The 17,252-nt window shown below is 71.6% G+C and carries 17 protein-coding genes; 15 read left to right on the top strand and 2 right to left on the bottom strand.

Features of this window, described 5'->3' with window-relative positions; all coding sequences use genetic code 11:
* Positions 1–150 precede the first annotated feature (150 nt).
* The 14 genes from AWX74_RS00350 (at position 151) to AWX74_RS00285 (ending at position 12,743) form a co-directional block, all read left to right on the top strand.
* Positions 151–3,465, top strand: coding sequence for a sensor histidine kinase (locus tag AWX74_RS00350; RefSeq protein WP_091270355.1), 3,315 nt, complete (start codon positions 151–153; stop codon positions 3,463–3,465).
* Positions 3,465–3,884 carry a roadblock/LC7 domain-containing protein gene (locus AWX74_RS00345; protein WP_006538093.1) on the top strand — a complete coding sequence of 140 codons (420 nt, stop codon included), beginning with the start codon at positions 3,465–3,467 and terminating at the stop codon, positions 3,882–3,884. The genes AWX74_RS00350 and AWX74_RS00345 overlap by 1 nt, the downstream gene beginning before the upstream one ends.
* A 259-nt stretch (positions 3,885–4,143) precedes the next feature.
* Positions 4,144–4,515 (top strand): DUF742 domain-containing protein, encoded by a 372-nt coding sequence (locus AWX74_RS00340; RefSeq protein WP_006538094.1) that lies wholly within the window; start codon positions 4,144–4,146, stop codon positions 4,513–4,515.
* Entirely contained in the window at positions 4,496–5,119 is a 624-nt protein-coding gene (locus tag AWX74_RS00335; protein ID WP_054567152.1) for a GTP-binding protein, read from the top strand. The genes AWX74_RS00340 and AWX74_RS00335 overlap by 20 nt, the downstream gene beginning before the upstream one ends.
* Positions 5,120–5,182: 63 nt before the next feature.
* Entirely contained in the window at positions 5,183–6,181 is a 999-nt protein-coding gene (locus tag AWX74_RS00330) for a LuxR family transcriptional regulator (RefSeq protein WP_091270353.1), read from the top strand.
* Between the two features lie 324 nt (positions 6,182–6,505).
* The gene (locus tag AWX74_RS00325) at positions 6,506–6,883 is read left to right on the top strand and encodes a TcmI family type II polyketide cyclase (protein WP_054567153.1); all 378 of its coding nucleotides are present in this window, start codon (positions 6,506–6,508) and stop codon (positions 6,881–6,883) included.
* Positions 6,884–7,378: 495 nt separating this feature from the next.
* Positions 7,379–7,636 (top strand): acyl carrier protein, encoded by a 258-nt coding sequence (locus AWX74_RS00320; protein WP_091270350.1) that lies wholly within the window; start codon positions 7,379–7,381, stop codon positions 7,634–7,636.
* A 42-nt stretch (positions 7,637–7,678) separates the two neighbouring features.
* A complete protein-coding gene (locus AWX74_RS00315) occupies positions 7,679–8,167 on the top strand; it encodes an SRPBCC family protein (protein WP_091270348.1) in 489 nt (162 codons plus the stop codon).
* Between the two features lie 11 nt (positions 8,168–8,178).
* On the top strand, positions 8,179–8,610 hold the full coding sequence (locus tag AWX74_RS00310; RefSeq protein WP_091270346.1) for a cupin domain-containing protein: 432 nt from the start codon (positions 8,179–8,181) through the stop codon (positions 8,608–8,610).
* Positions 8,611–8,660: 50 nt separating this feature from the next.
* Positions 8,661–9,953, top strand: coding sequence for a beta-ketoacyl-[acyl-carrier-protein] synthase family protein (locus AWX74_RS00305; RefSeq protein ID WP_091271052.1), 1,293 nt, complete (start codon positions 8,661–8,663; stop codon positions 9,951–9,953).
* Positions 9,950–11,257 carry a beta-ketoacyl synthase N-terminal-like domain-containing protein gene (locus AWX74_RS00300; protein ID WP_091270343.1) on the top strand — a complete coding sequence of 436 codons (1,308 nt, stop codon included), beginning with the start codon at positions 9,950–9,952 and terminating at the stop codon, positions 11,255–11,257. The genes AWX74_RS00305 and AWX74_RS00300 overlap by 4 nt, the downstream gene beginning before the upstream one ends.
* A 75-nt stretch (positions 11,258–11,332) precedes the next feature.
* Positions 11,333–12,070, top strand: a complete 738-nt coding sequence (locus AWX74_RS00295) for an SDR family NAD(P)-dependent oxidoreductase (RefSeq protein WP_006538103.1) — start codon at positions 11,333–11,335, stop codon at positions 12,068–12,070.
* Positions 12,070–12,393 carry an antibiotic biosynthesis monooxygenase family protein gene (locus tag AWX74_RS00290; RefSeq protein ID WP_006538104.1) on the top strand — a complete coding sequence of 108 codons (324 nt, stop codon included), beginning with the start codon at positions 12,070–12,072 and terminating at the stop codon, positions 12,391–12,393. Before AWX74_RS00295 ends, AWX74_RS00290 begins: the two co-directional genes overlap by 1 nt.
* Positions 12,390–12,743: an antibiotic biosynthesis monooxygenase family protein gene (locus AWX74_RS00285; RefSeq protein WP_091270340.1), complete on the top strand. Its 354-nt coding sequence runs from the start codon at positions 12,390–12,392 to the stop codon at positions 12,741–12,743. The genes AWX74_RS00290 and AWX74_RS00285 overlap by 4 nt, the downstream gene beginning before the upstream one ends.
* A gap of 118 nt (positions 12,744–12,861) precedes the next feature.
* Here AWX74_RS00285 and ligD read toward each other — a convergent pair whose 3' ends face one another.
* Both ligD and AWX74_RS00275 read right to left on the bottom strand, forming a co-directional pair.
* Positions 12,862–13,857: a non-homologous end-joining DNA ligase gene (gene ligD, locus AWX74_RS00280; protein ID WP_091270338.1), complete on the bottom strand. Its 996-nt coding sequence runs from the start codon at positions 13,855–13,857 to the stop codon at positions 12,862–12,864.
* A 50-nt stretch (positions 13,858–13,907) separates the two neighbouring features.
* Positions 13,908–14,783: a PAS domain-containing protein gene (locus AWX74_RS00275; protein WP_091270336.1), complete on the bottom strand. Its 876-nt coding sequence runs from the start codon at positions 14,781–14,783 to the stop codon at positions 13,908–13,910.
* Between the two features lie 577 nt (positions 14,784–15,360).
* Here AWX74_RS00275 and AWX74_RS00270 point away from each other — a divergent pair.
* Positions 15,361–17,235, top strand: coding sequence for an ABC transporter ATP-binding protein (locus AWX74_RS00270; RefSeq protein WP_091270334.1), 1,875 nt, complete (start codon positions 15,361–15,363; stop codon positions 17,233–17,235).
* Positions 17,236–17,252 lie beyond the last annotated feature (17 nt).

Genomic DNA, 17,252 nt, shown 5'->3' with positions numbered 1-17,252 from the left:
TCGGAGGCTTTCAGCCGAGCGCGGACCGGGCGGCAATCATGCGCGGGCCGTTCTTGTCGCGCGCCGTCCGTCGCGGATCAGGCATCGAATGAGCGATTCGCTCACCCCGCACACGAGGCGCCCAGGCGGGGCGTCGGACGAGAGGACTGGATGCTTCGAAATTGGCCCATCCGCTCGAAGCTGGTGGTGATTCTCCTCGTCCCACTGGCCGCGCTGGCCGTGTTGAGCGCGATACAGGTGCGCGGGGACGTCAACAACGTCCGGGAAGCGGACCGCATCGAGGCGCTCGCCAACTTCTCGATCAAGGCGAGCGACCTGGTCGATGCGCTGCAGAACGAACGGTACGCGACCAACGCCTTCGCCGGCTCGAACTTCAATGCCCTCGCCGCGCCGCTCGCCAAGGCGGTCGAGACGACCCGCGGGCCCGTGGACGAGGCACTCGCGGTGTACCGGACGGGCGAGCAGGGGCTACCCGCCTCGGCCCGTGAACAGCTCGCTGTGACGCTGTCCGCGATCAGTGAGCATCTCAACCAGCTGCCCGAGCATCGCAAGCAGTTCGACGACCGCAAGCTCCAGGTCACCACGAACATCGCCTTCTACGACGCCGCCGTGAAGGACCTGATGCTGCTCAACGCCCGGGTCGCCTCGGGTAGCTCCGACGCCAACCTGGTCAACGGCGCCACCACCCTCGCGGGGATCTCGCAGGCCAAGGAACAGGCGTCCCAGCAGCGTGGTGCGATCGCGCAGATCCTCTTCAAGAAGGGGGCGGACTGGCCGACCGTTCTGGCGCTGCAGGCGACAGCGGGTTCCGAGGACGCCTGGATCGAGCAGTTCCGCACCACCGCGACCGCCGGCCAGCAGGATTTCTTCAACACCACGGTCGGTCGGTCGAAGACCACCGTCGACCAGACGCGTGACCGCATCATCTCCACGCTGACCGGCTCAGGGGAACTCACCATGGCCCCGGCGGAATGGGTCGAGCTCGCCAACGCGAAGATCGCGCAGATGCGGGAGGTCGAGCGTCGGGTCGCCTCCGACCTCGGGGCCACCAGCGCCAAGATCTCGCAGGACGCCTCGCGGGGCGCCCTGCTCGGAAGTATCGGCGTCGCGGCGATTCTGATCGTGTCGATCATCATCTCGCTGCTCGTCGCCAGCCCCATGATCAGCCAGCTGCGGCGGCTGCGAGGCGGTGCCCTCGAGGTCGCGTCCGAGCGGCTGCCGGCGGTCGTCGACCGGCTGCACCGGGGTGAGCCGGTGGACATCGACGCCGAGGCCTTCCCCATCCCCGCGACCAGCAAGGACGAGATCGGGCAGCTCGCGGACGCGTTCGCGACCGTGCACGAGGTGGCTGTTCGCACCGCCGTCGAGCAGGCCGCGATGCGCAAGAGCATCGGGGACACCTTCCTCAACCTGGCGCGCCGCAGCCAGGCCCTGATCCACCGTCAGCTCAAGATCATTGACGCGCTGGAGCGCAAGGAGACCGACCCGGACGAGCTCGAGGAGCTGTTCCGTCTCGACCACCTGGCGACCCGTATGCGACGCCACGCCGAGGACCTCATCGTCCTCTCCGGCTCCAAGCCCGCCCGTGGCTGGCGCCGCCCGGTTCCGATCAAGGACGTCGTGCGAGGTGCCGTCGCCGAGGTCGAGGACTACACCCGGGTCAAGGTCCTGCCCATCACCGGTGGGGCGGTCAGCGGCCACGCCGTCGGTGACGTGATCCACATGTTTGCCGAGCTCATCGAGAACGCCACCTCCTTCTCGCCGCCGCACACTCCGGTGCAGGTCGCCGGGCACCCGGTCTCCAACGGCTTCGTCGTCGAGATCGAGGACCGCGGGCTGGGGATGAGCCAGGAGGAGATGGACGCGCTCAACCACCGGCTGGCGAACCCGCCGCCGTTCGACCTGTCCACCAGCGAGCGGCTCGGGCTGTTCGTCGTCGGCCGGCTGGCCGAGCGGCACACCGTCCAGGTGCAGCTGCGTTCCTCGCCCTACGGCGGAACGCTCGCGATCGTGCTGCTGCCCGAGGCCCTGCTGCGCGCCTCGGACGACAAGGCGGAGGACAGCGGCCCCCGTGAGTTCGCCGCGGTGGGAGCGGCGAACGCCGGTGCGCTGAACGGCAGCGCCGCGTCTCTCAACGCCGAAACCGAGATTCCCGCGGACCTCTCCGAGCTCGGCGAGCTGGGCCCGGCCGCCTCGACGAGCAACGGCCGGTGGCACGGCGACCTCGGCGGTGACTCCGCCGACGGGGCCGGCGCCCAGTCCAAGGTCGCGGGCACGCCGACCGCCGGCCCGACCGCGGACGAGACCCTGATCGACGATCTTCCCGTCTTCGCGACCGCCCGGTCGAGCTGGTTCGTGGCGGACCGGCCCCGCGGCGGACGGCCTCTGGACGAGGACTCGGCGCTGCCACCGAACGGCACCGGTGACTGGACGAGCCCGATGCCGCTGTCGGAGGTCACCGACCCCGACGACGAGGCCGCCGGTGACCAGCAGGCCACGGACGAGCCCTCTGACGGCTGGTCGCGCGGCGGGTACGGCCGCCAGGAGCAGGAGCCCTCCGATGGGCGCTACCGGCCGCCGTCCTCGCTGTTCAGCCCGCCCGCGACCGGCTCGCTGTTCAACGCGCCCCCGGACACCGGCCAGTTCCCCGGCTTCGGGCCGGGCGGCTTCGACAACGGCACCGGTGCCGGCAGTGACGATGGACGTGGCGCCAACGGGGCGGGTCCCGGTGGGTTCGCCAACACGGACTACCCGACCGCGGAGACCGGCCGCGGCGGATTCGGCCTGGGCGGGGGCTTCGCGGGCGACAGCTCCGGGTTCCGGCCGGGTGGTGGCGACGGATACGGTGCGCCCGCGCCCGACGACGCACTACCACTGCGCCGGCGCGGGACATCCCGCGGCGACGCCAACGCCAACGGCAACGGCTCGGCGTCCGCGTACCACGGAGGCGCCGACGCCGGAACCGGCCAGCGCGACCCACGCGCCGACCGCGCAGCGGGCTACGGCCGCTCGCCCCGTGAAGGCGGCCGAGGCGACGGCGGATACCGCAGTGGCGAGTACACGACGCCGGGTTATCCCGGATCCGCGCCCCACGACGGAGGTGCTTCCGGCGACGGCTACCGTACGGGCGGTCGATCGTCACGGGTGCCCGAGGGGAACACCGCCCGGCCGCCCTACGGTGCGGATTCCGGGCCGGGCCAGCCCGGCGTCGCAATGGAGGGCGGGGCCGGGGAACCGCCCATCGAGCTGGACGAGCTCGGCCTGCCGAAGCGGCGGCGCCGCGCGAGTCTGGCACCTCAGCTGCGGCGGGAGAACACGGACACGAACCGTACGGCGATGGCCGCTGGTCCGCGTTCTCCCGAGGAGATCCGCAGCATGATGTCGTCCTTCCAGGCCAACTTCGGCCGCGGGCTTGAGGACGGAACGCTGTCCAACGACGGAGATGATGTGGGGAAGGTAACCTGATGCGTCCGCTGGGGCCGTCCGAGAACATGAACTGGTTGTTGAACAACCTGGTCAAGAAGGTCCCCGAGGTCACCTATGTGATCGTGCTTTCTTCGGACGGTCTGCTGCTCGCGACCTCGCGGGGTATGGATCGGGCCACCGCGGACCAGCTCGCCGCGGTCGCCTCTGGATTCAACAGCCTGGCACGGGGGGCCGGTCGTTTCTTCGGTGGCGGGAACGTGCGGCAGACCATCGTGGAGATGGAAGCGGGATTCCTGTTCGTCACGGCGGTGGGCGACGGGTCCTGTCTCGCGATTCTCAGCAGTCCGGGCGCCGACATCGGGCTGATCGCGTACGAGATGGCACTGCTGGTGACGAGGGTGGGTGAGTTCCTGACACCAGAGCTGCGCGCCGAGATCCAGTCGGCGCTCCCGATCTAGGACCTGTCCGAATGCACGCGCGGCGGCGCGTCACGAATGACCCCTTTTCATTATCGGCCCGGATCTGCGGCATCGCGATCAGCGCAGTGAGATGAAAAGGGCTCGATGAGCCTTTTCCGTCGTTCGACTCGGACCCGCGGCGTTCCCTGGCCGTGGGCCGTGAGATGGAGAAGGCGCGGTGCCCAGGGCGGCTGGACCGCCCTGGGCACCGCGCCGCGCCGACCGTCGGCACATGACGATCCAAGACAGGAGGACCTCGGTGTCAGGGGATGAGGAATGGTTCGACGACGATGCCGGGCCGGTCGTACGGCCCTACGCCGTCACGGGGGGGCGCACCCGTCCCCGTAACCGGGCCCTTGATCTGGTGGCGTTGGTGACCACCTCGCCACAGGGCCGTGCAATGACGAACACGCTGGAGCCGGAACAGCGCGCCATCGCGGTGCTCTGCGGTCGGCACCAGTCGATTGTGGAGATCTCCGCCCGGCTGAATCTTCCGGTCGGCGTGGCACGTGTTCTTGTCGGCGACATGCTAGATGCCGGGCTGGTGACCGTCTACCGGCCCGAACAACCGGCGGACCGCCCCAGCGTGGCGATTATCGAGAAGGTTCTCAGTGGACTCCAGGCTCTCTAGGCCCCGAGCGCCGGAAACAGCGGCGCCGCATCCGGTCAAAATCATCGTGGCTGGAGGTTTCGGGGTTGGGAAGACGACCTTCGTCGGCGCGGTGAGCGAGATTCCACCGCTCACGACCGAGGCCGCGATGACGGCCGCAAGCATTGGTGTCGACGACACCAGTGCGGTGACCTCGAAGACGACGACCACGGTGGCCATGGACTTCGGCCGCATCACTCTGGTCGACAGCGTCATCCTTTATCTGTTCGGTACACCTGGCCAGGACCGCTTCTGGTTCATGTGGGACGAGCTCGTCCTCGGCGCCATCGGAGCGGTCGTGCTGGTGGACACCCGCCGGCTCGCCGACTCGTTCCCGGCGATTGACTACTTCGAGGAACGCGACATCCCGTTCCTCATCGCGCTCAACCATTTCGACGGTGCCCGTCAGCACCGCAGCGAGGACATCCGCGCCGCGCTGGACCTCGACCCCCGCCGGCCGATGGTCCACTGCGATGCCCGTCAGCGGGAGTCCGTCCGCCAGTCCCTCATCGCCCTCGTCCGCCATGCGCTGGAGGTGGTGTCGGCGGAGAGCCAGCGACCGGGGCTGCCGACCGGCTCGCGATGAGAGAAGCCGCGAGTGCCACCCCGGCGCCCCGCGGACCCTCCGATCCGACCCGGGAAGGGGACCTTGCTCGAGTTCCTCGGACTTGACGACGTCACGCTCGCGGCCTACCGGCAGTGGCTACGACATCCCGAGATGGATGTCGACGGGGTTGCCACCGCCGTCGGCCAGGCGACCGGGACGGTCCGCCGATCACGCGATCGGCTCGTCGAGCTGTCACTGTTGCTGCCCTCGACCGAGCATCCGGGCCACCTGGTGGCCGTGCATCCGGAAGCCGGTCTCGAACATCTCCTGCAGGCCCAGCACGAGTCACTGATCCGCCGGCACGAGCGGCTGGTCCGGGCCAGGGCGCAGGTCAGCACCTTCGTCTCGGAGTACCTGGACAACCGGCCTGGTGGGGACGGCGCGGAGGTCGAGCACATCGACAGCGCCGACCAGGCCCGGGTCGAACTGCTGGCCCTTCTCGGCCGGGCGGAGAAGGAGGTGCTGACCCTGCACACGCGGGACGGCCTGGTGCCCGCGCTCACCACAGAAGTCCTCCCGGTCGAACTGCGCGCGTTAAGGCGTGGCGTGACCATGCGCAGCGTCCTGCCACGAGCGGTCAGCGCCGATGAGACCGGTGTCGGGTACGTCCGGACGGTGGCGTCACACGGCCTGGAAGCCCGCCTCACCGACGATCCCCGCATCGACGCCACGACGGTGGACGGCCGGATCGGCCTCGTGCAGTTCGCCGCACCCGGCACCGAGTCGCTCGCGCTGATCGTGCGTTCACCGGCGCTGGCGAACCTGGTCACCCAGCTGTTCGAGCAGATCTGGGAGACCGCCGAACCGCTTGCCGTGGAAGCCGACGGCGAGCGCGAGAGCGGATCCGACGACCTCCCCAGCGACTCCGAGCGGCTGTTGCTGCGGCTGCTCAGCCTGGGGGTGAAGGACGAGGCCGCGGCCCGGCACCTCGGGGTCTCCGTCCGCACCGTGCGGCGCATGGTCGCCGACCTGATGCTGCGGCTCGACGCCCGCAGTCGCTTTCAGGCCGGCACCGTCGCGGCTCGGCGCGGATGGTTGTAAACATGTTGTTGTCGGCTGGTGCAAGTGTTGGCAGTAGATGGTCAGGGCAACTTCCTGCCACCCGGTTTGGGGGACAGAAGTGCCGAAGCGCCGCATGATTCCGATGAGCAACCGGAATCGCGTTCACCTGACACGGTCCACCACAGCAGGAACATGTCAGGCGACGCCGCCGATCGGCGGTCACGCGGTCCCGGTCGCGCGCGCGTCCGTGTCGAGGACGGCCGGCTCCGTTGCCCGGAATACTCCGGTCTCCGCGGAGTGGGTCAGCAGTCCAGGAGTGCTCGACGCGGTCTGTTCACCCTGACCTCCGAAAGAAGGCATCGAGTGCCGACGGAATCCGGCTCGGTTCCGAACCAGAGCACACCCACGCAACGAACGCTGATCGTCGCCCGGATGAACTCCGCCGACGCCGACGCGGTCGCCGACATCTTCGCGGAGTCGGACGCCGGTGAGCTTCCGCACCTAGTCGGCGTCGGCCGGCGTGACCTTTTTCACTTCCACGGCCTGTACTTCCATCTCATCGAGAGTCGGGCCGACATCAAGGGCACGTTGCCGCCGGTGCGGGAACATCCCCTGTTCGTGGATGTGAACAGCAAGCTCGAGAAGTACGTCGCTGCGTACGACCCACAGACCTGGCGCGGTCCTCGGGACGCGATGGCACACAGCTTCTACACCTGGGTGGCCGATCAGAAAAGTCCCTGAGCAGCGCCGTATCAAGCCCCGCCAGAAGGCTCCGACAGCGGATTTCCGCGTGTCCTTCGGCCGCCAGACAGTCCGATCGTCTGGCGGCCCGAGGAGCCGTTGACGGATTTTCCTGCCCCGACGTGCCCGCAGTGCCGTCTGGCCACCCACCTACCTCGCGACGGCCGCTTCGACCGCGGCTCGTCCGCAGGTCCGCGATGGCGCGGATGTCGTGGCCCGGCTGCCGGCCGCCGTGGGAGCGGGGCCCTGAGCAGAGACGCCCAGCCCGCGCACCGCGGCCGGAGGGCCCATGGCCAGGGCCGCCAGCGCCCGCCGCCGGGCAGAACCGCTGACGCACACCGCCGTGCAGAGCCGCCGGTGCGTGCCACGCGTCACCACACTTTCTTGCGTTCTCGTGCCCTCACCACTTGCTTTCGAGGTGAGAGCCGTCGCGGTTTTAAGACATGCGTCACAGGGTTGTTCCGCGTGCGCGGAAACGATGGGGAGGAAAGTCGAATGTCAATGCAGTGGACCGCAGACGATCTGCTCGGCTTCCTGGTGGAGCAGGCTGGCCTTCCGCCGGAGGACCGTCCGGCCGACCTTGACGTGACCTTCACCGACATTGGTCTGGACTCGCTCGCCTACCTTCAGCTTCAGGCCGAGGTCCAGGCGCGCTTCGACGTGGAGCTGCCGAACGAGGCACCCGAGGGCCTCACGCTCGCCGACATCATGGCGACCGTGAACAACGCGCTTCTGCAGCCCGAGCTCGCCTGAGCCGCACACCCACTTCCGCCAGAGAGCAGACCGGAGCAGCACGTGAGCGCACATACTGACAACTCGATCTTCATCGATGCCGACATCGACCTGGTCTGGTCGATGACGAACGACCTGGAATCCTGGCCGACGTTGTTCACCGAGTACGCGTCGGTCGAGATTCTCGAACGTACGGACAACACGTTCAAGTTCCGTCTCACGATGCATCCGGACGAGTCGGGCACCGCCTGGAGCTGGGTTTCCGAGCGAATCCTCGACCCGGTGAACCACAAGGTCCGCGCCTATCGGGTCGAGACCGGCCCGTTCGAGTACATGCACATCGAGTGGACCTATGCCCCCGAGGGCACCGGCACCCGGATGCGCTGGGTCCAGGATTTCCAGATGCGCCCGTCCGCCCCGGCGAACGACGAGCAGATGGCAGCCCGGATCAACACCAACACCCCCCGCGAGATGGCAGCCATCCGCGACAAGGTCGAACTGGCCGCCCGGTCCGCCGTACCGGTGGGCAGCGCGGTTCCCGAGCAGGTCTGAGGAGCATCCCGGTGAGCATCGCAACCCCGACCGCCGCCCTGACGGTCCCCAAGGTCCTCTCGATCCACGACGTTCCCGCGAACCGGCGTCGTGGCGGTGACATCCGGACGCTGCTCTCGCCGGCGACCGTCGGTGCCAAGTCGGGCTTCCTGGGAACCCTGACCCTGCAGCCCGAGGAAGTGGTGACCGAGCACTGGCACCCGTACTCGGAGGAGTTCCTCTACTGCGTCTCCGGGTCGGTGACCGCGCGCCTCGACGGCGAGCACACCGCTCTGCCGGCCGAGCACGGCCTGCTCATCCCGATCGGCATGCGCCACCGGATCGTGAACACCGGTGACGAGGTGGCCTTCCTGGTGTTCCACCTCAGCCCGCTCGCCCCGCGGCCGGACCTCGGCCATGTCGACACCGAGCCGCTGCCGCACCCCGAGCAGCCGCAGCCGTGAACGAGCCGACCCAGCGGTCGCGGCCGGACGACGCCCGCGGGCCGGCGTCCCTGGGCGGGGGCCCGCGCCGCGTCGCGGTGACCGGGATCGGCGTCGTCGCTCCCGGTGGCTCGAACCGCAAGGAGTTCTGGACCCTGCTCACCGACGGCCGCACCGCCACCCGGCGGCTGTCCTTCTTCGACCCGTCGCCGTTCCGGTCGCAGATCGCGGCCGAATGCGACTTCGACCCGCTGGCCGCCGGCCTCAGCCGCCAGGAGATCGCGCGTAACGACCGGTTCGTCCAGTTCGCGCTGGCCGCCGCGATCGAGGCCGTCGCCGACAGCGGCCTGGAGCTCGACGGCGAGGGGGGCGAGGGCGAGCCGGGCGACGGCCCGATCGTCGGCGTCAGCATGGGCAGCGCCGTCGGGGCGACCACCCGGCTGGAGAACGAGTACGTCGTCGTCAGCGACAGCGGCAAGCTGTGGGAGGTCGACCCGCGCTACGCGAGCTCGTTCCTCTACCACGCCCTGGTGCCGAGCTGCCTGGCGACGGAGATCGCCTGCCGGTTCGGCGCGCACGGCCCGTCGTTCGTCGTCTCGACCGGCTGCACCTCCGGCATCGACGCCGTCGGTTACGGCCACCAGCTCATCGTCGACGGCGAGGCCGACATCGTGATCGCCGGCGCGTCGGACGCACCGCTGTCACCGATCTCCATCGCCTGCTTCGACGCCATCCGGGCCACCTCGGCGCGCAACGACGACGCCGAGCACGCCTCCCGGCCGTTCGACGCCAGCCGCGACGGCTTCGTCATGGGTGAGGGCAGCGCCGTCCTCGTCCTGGAGGAGCTCGAGTCCGCGCGGGCCCGCGGTGCGCACATCTACTGCGAGGTCGGCGGCTACGCGTCGCGGTCGAACGCCTTCCACATGACCGGCCTGCGCCCAGACGGGGTCGAGATGGCCGAGGCCGTCCGGATCGCGCTCGACCAGGCGCGTCTGGACCCGACCGCGGTCGACTACATCAACGCGCACGGCTCGGGCACCAAACAGAACGACCGGCACGAGACGGCCGCCTTCAAGCGTTCGCTGGGCGCGCACGCCTACGAGACCCCGGTGAGCTCGATCAAGTCGATGGTCGGCCACTCGCTGGGCGCCATCGGTTCCATCGAGCTGGCCGCCTGCGCCCTGGCGATCGAGCACAACGTCGTGCCGCCGACGGCGAACTGGGCCACCCGCGACCCCGAGTGCGACCTGGACTACGTCCCGAACATCGCCCGTGATCACAAGGTGGACGTCGCCCTGTCGGTCGGCAGCGGCTTCGGTGGCTTCCAGTCCGCGATCGTGCTGGCGGCGGGGGACCGGCCGTGACGATTCTCGACACCGGCGCGGCAACCGGCGCGTCGGCCAGCACGGACACCGGCACCGGATCGGCGCGGCCCGATCCGGTGGTGCGCCCGGTCATCACCGGGCTCGGCGTCATCGCGCCGAGCGGCCTGGGCACCGAGGAGCACTGGGCCTCGACGCTGCGCGGCGAGCTGCGCGTCGCGCCGATAACCCGGTTCGACGCCAGCCGCTACGACGCCCGGCTCGCCGGCGAGGTCCCCGGCTTCGCCGCCGACGCCTTCATCGACAACCGGTACATCGTCCAGACCGACCGGTGGACCTGGCTGGGCATGGCCGCGTCCCGGCTGGCGATGGCCGACGCCGGCTACGACCCGGCCGACCACGACCCCTACGAGACGTCGGTCGTGTTCGGCGCGGGTTCCGGCGGCAACGACTTCGGGCAGCGTGAGCTGTCCCGGCTGTGGTCGCGGGGGCGCACCGCCGTCAGCGTGTACCAGTCGATCGCCTGGTTCTACGCGGCGACCACCGGTCAGACCTCCATCCGGCACGGGCTCAAGGGTCCGTCCGGTGTGCTGGTCAGCGACACCGCCGGTGGGCTGGACAGCCTCGCACAGGCCCGGCGCACCATCCGGCGTGGCACACCGACCGTGCTCGCCGGCGGGGCCGAGGCCGGGCTGACGCCGTACGCGCTCACCTGCCACCTCAGCAGCGGCCGGGTCAGCACCGCGTCCGAGGCGGCGGACGGGTACAAGCCCTTCGACGTCCGCGCGAACGGCTACCTGCCCGGCGAGGGCGGCGCGACGCTGCTCGTCGAGGACCCGGCGACCGCGGCCCGCCGTGGTGCCCGGGTGTACGGCGAGATCGCCGGCTACGCGGCCACCCACGACGGCGCCCACCACGAGCAGGCCCCGGGCGACGCCCGCTGGCTCGCCGCGGCGATGCGCCGGGCGCTCGCCGACGCGAACCTGGCACCGGCCGACGTCGACGTCGTCTTCGCCGACGGCGCCGGCTCCGCGGACCTCGACGCGCTGGAGGCGGAGGCGATCCGCTCGGTGTTCGGCGCCGGGGCGGTGCCCGTCACCGCGCCGCAGGGCCTCATCGGACGGCTGTGCGCCGGCGGGTCGGCGGTGGCGGCGGCGACCGCCCTGCTGGCCATCCGGGACGGTGTGATCCCCGCGGTCGGCAACCTGGACGAACCGAACCCCGCCCACGGCCTGGACCTGGTCCGGACGCCGCGGGAGGGCCGGGTCCGGGTCGCGCTGGTCAACGCGCGCGGCTACGGCGGCTTCAACAGCTCGCTGGTGCTCCGGGCAGTCGACCCAGCCTGACCGGGCTCAGCCTGGCCGGGCCCGCTTCATCCGAATCATCAGAGTCATCCGCTTCGGCGGTAGAGAGGACCATTGATGTTCCCAGACCTGGCCGGCAAGCGTGCCCTGGTCACCGGCGGCACGCGCGGGATCGGCCGGTCCGTCGTGCTCGGGCTCGCCCAGGCCGGCGCCACCGTCGTCGTCGGTCACCAGCGGGAGACCGAGGAGGCGGAGAGCCTGCGCCGCGAGCTCAAGGCCACCGGCAACGAGCATCTGCTGGTGCAGGCCGACGTCGCCGACCCCGCGCAGATCACCGAGCTCATCGCGGCCACCGGTGCCCACCTCGGCGGTCTCGACATCGTCGTGAACAGCGTCGGCACGATCAGCCACGTCCCGTACGCGCAGCTGCCGCTGGAGGCGTGGACGCAGGTGCTGTCCACCAACCTCACCGCGACGCACCTGGTCACCCAGGGCGCGCTGGAGCTGCTCGGCGACTCCGGCACCGTCATCAACATCGGCTCCGGCGCCGGTGTGGTGGGCGTGCCGCTGCGCGCCCACTACACCGCGGCGAAGACCGGTCTGATCGGCCTCACCCGCTCGCTGTCCAAGGAGCTCGGCTCCAAGGGCATCCGGGTCAACCTGGTCTCGCCGGGCGTCATCGAGACCGACCAGGCCGCCGGCATGCCCGAGGCCGCCCGCACCGCCTACACCAACCGGATCCCGCTCGGCCGGCTCGGCGAGGCGCACGAGGTCGCGGCGGTCGTGCTGTTCCTGGCCAGCGACGTGTCCAGCTACGTCAACGGCGCCACCTTCACGGTCGACGGAGGAATCTGATGGGTCACCCGCAGCCGTTCCGCATCATGCTCACCATGCACATCCACCCGGGCCGTGAGCAGGAGTTCGAGCAGACCTGGCTGCGCATCGGGGACGGCGTGACCAGCCACCCGGCCAACCTCGGCCAGTGGCTGATCCGCTCCGAGGACGAGGCGAGCACCTACTTCATCATCAGCGACTGGGTGGACGAAGCCCAGTTCCGCGCGTTCGAGCAGAGCCCGGGCCACCTGGAGCACCGCAAGATCCTGCACCCGCTGCGCGCCAGCGGGTCGATGGTGACCGGGACGGTGCTCACCCACCTGGTCGGCGCGGCGTCCGCATGACCACCGGCGCGGCCGGCGGCCGGGTCCGGGTGATGCTGTGGGCGGTCGACCCGTCGGACGATCCCGGCGCGGTCGAGCGGGCCTACCACGAGATCAGCTCCAAGCTCGTGGGCACGCCCGGCCTGCTCGGCAACCGGCTGCTGCGCTCGGCGGCGGAGCCGTCCCGCTTCGCCGTGGTCAGCGAGTGGACCGGCATGGCCGAGTTCGCCGCCTGGGAGAGCGGGGCGGAGCACAAGCCGGCCACCTCACCGCTGCGCCCGCTGCAGGACCCGGCGATGCGGGCGGTCATCTACACCGAGGTCGCCTCCTACGGCCCGGACGGCCCGTTCGACGACCCGGACGGCACATGATCTGACTGGACGGCAGACCGCGCCGACCCACGACGCGGATGATCCGGCGGCACGGCGGGGCCTCGGCCCCGTCCGTTGCCGCCGGATGTCGTTCTGGCGGCCACCGCCGCCGCCACAGCTACTCGTCGCGGGCGGTGTCGAGCGGGCTCAGGTCGTCGCGAAGGCCCTTGAAGGACGGGTGGCGCAGGCGGCCATCCGCCGTCCACGCGGTGAACTCGACCTCGGCGACGAGCTCGGGACGGACCCAGACCACGGTGCGGGCCTGCTCGGGGCCGACGTCGGGGAAGGTCGGGCGGTCGGTGCGCAGCGGTGCGAGCAGCTCCGCGAGCCGGTCCAGGGTTGCCTCCGAGAAGCCGGTGCCGACCTGGCCCGCGTAGCGCGGCCCGGCGGGGGTGGACACGCCGACCAGCAGCGCGCCGATCCGCGCCGAGCGACGGCCCAGGCCGGGCTCCCAGCCGCCGACCACCACGCTCTGGCGCCGCACGTTCTTCACCTTGATCCAGTCGGCGCTGCGCCGACCGGGCTGGTAGACGGACGCGCGGCGCTTGGCGACCACCCCCTCCAGGCCCGCCGCGGCGCTTGCCCGCAGCACCGACTCTCCGACGTCCACCGACTCTCCGACGTCCACCGACTCGCGCGCGGCGGCGCCCGCGGGCCCACCGGGGAAGGACTCCGGCACGTCGATCCCGGGCAGTTCCGCCAGCATCGCCCGCCGGGTGTCGTAGGGGAGATCGACCGTCTCGCGCCCGGCCAGCGCGAGCAGGTCGAACACCAGGTAGCGGACGGGTACGGCTGCCGCCGCCCGGCGCGCGCGGTGCGGGTCGGCGATGTGGATGCGGTGCGCGAGCCGCCCGAAGTCGGGCACGCCGTCGGGCCCGAAGGCGACGATCTCCCCGTCGAGGACGGCGTCGGCGGGCCCGAGGTCGGCCGCGAGGGCTTCCAGCTCGGGGTAGGCCGTCAGGACGTCCCGCTCCGACCGGCCGCGGGCGCGGACCCGGCCGCCCGCCACCGAGGCGAGGATCCGGACCCCGTCCCATTTGATCTCGTAGGCCCACTCTGCCCCGCGAGGCAGCTTCCCGGCGGTGGCGAGCATGGGAGAAGGCAGAGCCGGCATCGACCTCGACGATACGCCACCGGCCCATCACTCACCGTGCGTCCGATCGGTCAGGTCGAGGCCGGGGCGAGTCCGCCGGGGGCGTCCGCGGCGTCGTCGAAGAAGAGGTAGCAGCGGGTGCCGACGAAGTCGTCGCCCCGCGTCACCGTGCTCGAGTAGACCCGCATGGGCAGCTCGGAGCCGTCGAGACGGCGGATCGTGGTCGGGAAGTTGAGGATCGCGCCGACGCCGGTCAGGCTCGCGCCGAGCGCGACCAGGTCCGCCTCGACGGCGAAGATGGCCAGCAGGTTCTGGCCGACGAACCTGGTGGGCTCGTCGGGGCAGCCGAGGAACTCGAGATGGATCTGGTTGGTCCGCTTCACCTCGGCGGTGCGGGCCATACCGTGCAGGGGTACGGGCAGCAGCTCGAAGAGGTCCTCGAGCTCCTTCGTCAGCGCGGTGACCCCGGCCTCGTCGAGCCCTTCGACGAGCGGCGCGCCGTCGGTCCGGTCGCACTGGCCGAGCCAGTCCCGCACATCCGTCTCGGCTGTCCCGTCCGGGCCCGGGAGCGAGCCCCGGAACGCGGGTCGGGCGACGAGGCGCAGGGCCGCGCCGTCCGCCTCCCCGTTGACGTCGAGCAGGGCGTCGGCTGTCGACCCGTCCGCGCGGTGGAAGGTGACCGGCAGGTTGTGCAGCGCGCGCCCGTCGAGCGCGGCGGCGGTCACCCGCCCCCACGTCTGCTCACCCAGCAGCGCCCGCGCGGACGGCTCGACCTGGCCCACCGCCGGCCAGCCGGCGAGGCGGCGAAATGCGGGATTCGCCCGCCTGATGGCCCCGCCGGCGCCGGTGACCCCGATGCCGATGTTCGAGTTGTCGAAGAGGTCCACGAGTTCCAGCAGGTAGTCGGTGGCGGGGACACCGGTGTACTGCGACGCGTCGATCGGCATGGCGGCCAGCCTTTCCAGGGCGCGGATCGTCGGGGCCGCGGCGTTCGGCGCCCGCCGGGCCTGATGCCAGGTGAGGATCGCCGGGGCCGGTAGCGCGCCGCCCGCAGACGGGTAGCGGCGGTAGCGGCGCGGTGGCGGGCCGTGGCGCGCGGCGGGCGATGGCGCGCGGCGGGCGATGGCGCGCGGCGGGCGATGGCGGGCGGCGGGCGATGGCGGGCGGCCCCGGGCGGCCCCGGGTGGCGCGGCGGGCGGCGGGCGGCGGCGCAGGGTGCTCCCGGTGGCACGTCACGGCCCCGACCGCACCGTTGGCCGTTCAAGCGTGTTTTATGGCCGAATGTGCCGCGACGGCCAGAGTGGTGGCGCGTAAAAGTGACATTACGCAGCCGCGGTCGCTGTCGGCGACTGTTCGAATCCCTCTCGGGGACCATCCGCGCCCCGCGACACTCCCGCCCCCGCGTCCTGTGACCCCTCCTGCTCGCGAGCACCCGACCCCGAGGAGAGCCGTGATCCTGTCTGAACGTGTGGTCGGTCGGCGGGCGAGGCCCCGCGCCGGGACGGGGAGCGCGCCTTGAGCGTCATGACCGACCCCGTCGCGCCTGCCGGCGCCACCCCCGCCGGAGGCGCCAGCGGTGGCAGCGACGGCACTGCGACCACCACGACCCACACCGCCGCGTCGGTGCTGAACCTGGCCCGCCGGGGCCAGCTGCGCCAGGTGGGCGCGTCGTCGTTCTTCCTGTCCTGCCACCAGGTCGCCGAGGCCCTCGTGCCGGTCACCATCGGTCTCACGGTGGACCGGGCGATCTCCACCGGGGACGGCGCGTCGATGCTGCGCTGGCTCGCCGTGCTGCTCGGGCTGTTCGTGGCGCTGACCTGCGCGATGCGCTGGGGTTTCCGCGCGAACCTGCGCGCGGTCCAGGGCGCCGGTCATGACCTGCGGATGCTGCTGGCCGGCCGCGTCCTCGACCCGCGCGGCGGTGCCGAGGCCGACCAGCTTCCCGGGCAGCTCGTCGCCCTGGCGACCGGCGACACCCTCAAGGTCGGCATGCTGAACTACGCGCTGGCGATGGCCGTGTCCGGAGTGGCCGGGGTCGGCGTCGCCGTGGTCTCCCTGGCCCGGTTCTCCCTGCCGCTGACCGGCATCGTCGTCGCCGGCACGGTGCTCCTCATGGTGATCACCCACCTGCTCGGGCGGCCACTGGAACGGCGCAGCGGCGCCGAGCGCGCGACCATGGCGGCCGCGACCGGCATGGCGGCCGACCTGATCGCCGGTCTGCGCGTCCTCCAGGGCTTCGGCGGCGAACGCGCCGCGGTCGGGCGCTACCGGGCGGCAAGCCGCCGCGCGCTGGGTGCCACCCTGCGGGCGGCGGCGGTGGAGTCGACGGTCCGGGCGCTGGCGGTGGTGCTGGCGGGCGGCCTGCTCGCGGCCGTCACGCTGGTGGCCGGTCGGCTCGCCGCCGACGGTTCGATCAGCATCGGAGCGCTGATCACCGCGCTCGGCCTGGCCCAGTTCCTGATCGACCCGCTCAACCGGATCACCGGCTTCGGTGCCCAGCGGGCACAGGCGGTTGCCTCGGCCGGTCGCATCGCCACGGTCCTGAACGCCCCCTGGGCGGTCGACGGCCCCGAGCACGCGGCGCCTGACGGCCACAGCCACGGCCACGGCGAAAGCGACGGCCACGACGAAAGTGACGGCGCCGGCGACCAGCAGGGACGTCCGCGGCCGGCGAAGGGCGCCGGGTCGCAGGACGGCCCCGGGCGGGGCGAGGCGCGTCTTCGGCTGGCCGGGATCACCGTAGGCAGCGTCCGCGAGCTCGACCTGGAGGTCCGCGCCGGGGAGTTCCTGGGCCTGGTCGCGGCCGACCCGGGCGAGGCCGCGGCGGTGCTGTCCGTCCTCGCCCGGGACACCGACCCGGTGGCCGGATCCGTGCTGCTCGACGGGACGCCCGTCACGGGGCTGCACCCCGACGCGAGCCGCCGGTCGGTCGTCGTCGCCCCACACGATGCCGTCCTGTTCGACGGGACCGTGCTCGACAACATCCGGTCGGTGGCGCCGGCGGCCGACCTGGACCGGGTGGTGACGGCGGCCGGCGTCGACGATCTGCGGGAGGCTCTCGCCGACGGGCTGGAGACCCGGCTGCGCTCCGGCGGGGCGTCCCTGTCCGGCGGCCAGCGGCAGCGGGTCGCCCTGGCCCGTGCCCTTGCCACCGCCGCCCCCGTGCTCGTGCTGCACGAGCCCACGACCGCGGTCGACTCACTGACGGAGCGTCGGATCGCCGGTGGGCTGCGGGACCTGCGCGCCGGTCTGAGCACGGTGTGCGTGACGGCGAGCCCCGCCGTGCTGGCGTCCTGCGACCGGGTCGTGCTCCTCGACGGTGGCGCGATCACGGCCGAGGGAACGCACGAGGAGCTCGTCCGCACCGACGGGCGCTACCGCGAGCTGGTCCTCGCTTGACCGCCCTCAGGAATGGT

Origin of the sequence: Parafrankia irregularis (assembly GCF_001536285.1) — a bacterium.
Classification (GTDB): Bacteria; Actinomycetota; Actinomycetes; order Frankiales; family Frankiaceae; genus Parafrankia; species Parafrankia irregularis.
This window is presented reverse-complemented; position numbering and strand designations above follow the sequence as displayed.

Bases quoted from the DNA above. Each gene is read 5' to 3' on its own strand.
- AWX74_RS00345 (WP_006538093.1), top strand. From the start codon at position 3,465: ATGCGTCCGCTGGGGCCGTCCGAGAACATGAACTGGTTGTTGAACAAC.
- ligD (WP_091270338.1), bottom strand. From the start codon at position 13,857: ATGCCGGCTCTGCCTTCTCCCATGCTCGCCACCGCCGGGAAGCTGCCT.
- AWX74_RS00295 (WP_006538103.1), top strand. From the start codon at position 11,333: ATGTTCCCAGACCTGGCCGGCAAGCGTGCCCTGGTCACCGGCGGCACG.
- AWX74_RS00275 (WP_091270336.1), bottom strand. From the start codon at position 14,783: ATGCCGATCGACGCGTCGCAGTACACCGGTGTCCCCGCCACCGACTAC.
- AWX74_RS00350 (WP_091270355.1), top strand. From the start codon at position 151: ATGCTTCGAAATTGGCCCATCCGCTCGAAGCTGGTGGTGATTCTCCTC.
- AWX74_RS00270 (WP_091270334.1), top strand. From the start codon at position 15,361: ATGACCGACCCCGTCGCGCCTGCCGGCGCCACCCCCGCCGGAGGCGCC.
- AWX74_RS00290 (WP_006538104.1), top strand. From the start codon at position 12,070: ATGGGTCACCCGCAGCCGTTCCGCATCATGCTCACCATGCACATCCAC.
- AWX74_RS00320 (WP_091270350.1), top strand. From the start codon at position 7,379: ATGTCAATGCAGTGGACCGCAGACGATCTGCTCGGCTTCCTGGTGGAG.
- AWX74_RS00285 (WP_091270340.1), top strand. From the start codon at position 12,390: ATGACCACCGGCGCGGCCGGCGGCCGGGTCCGGGTGATGCTGTGGGCG.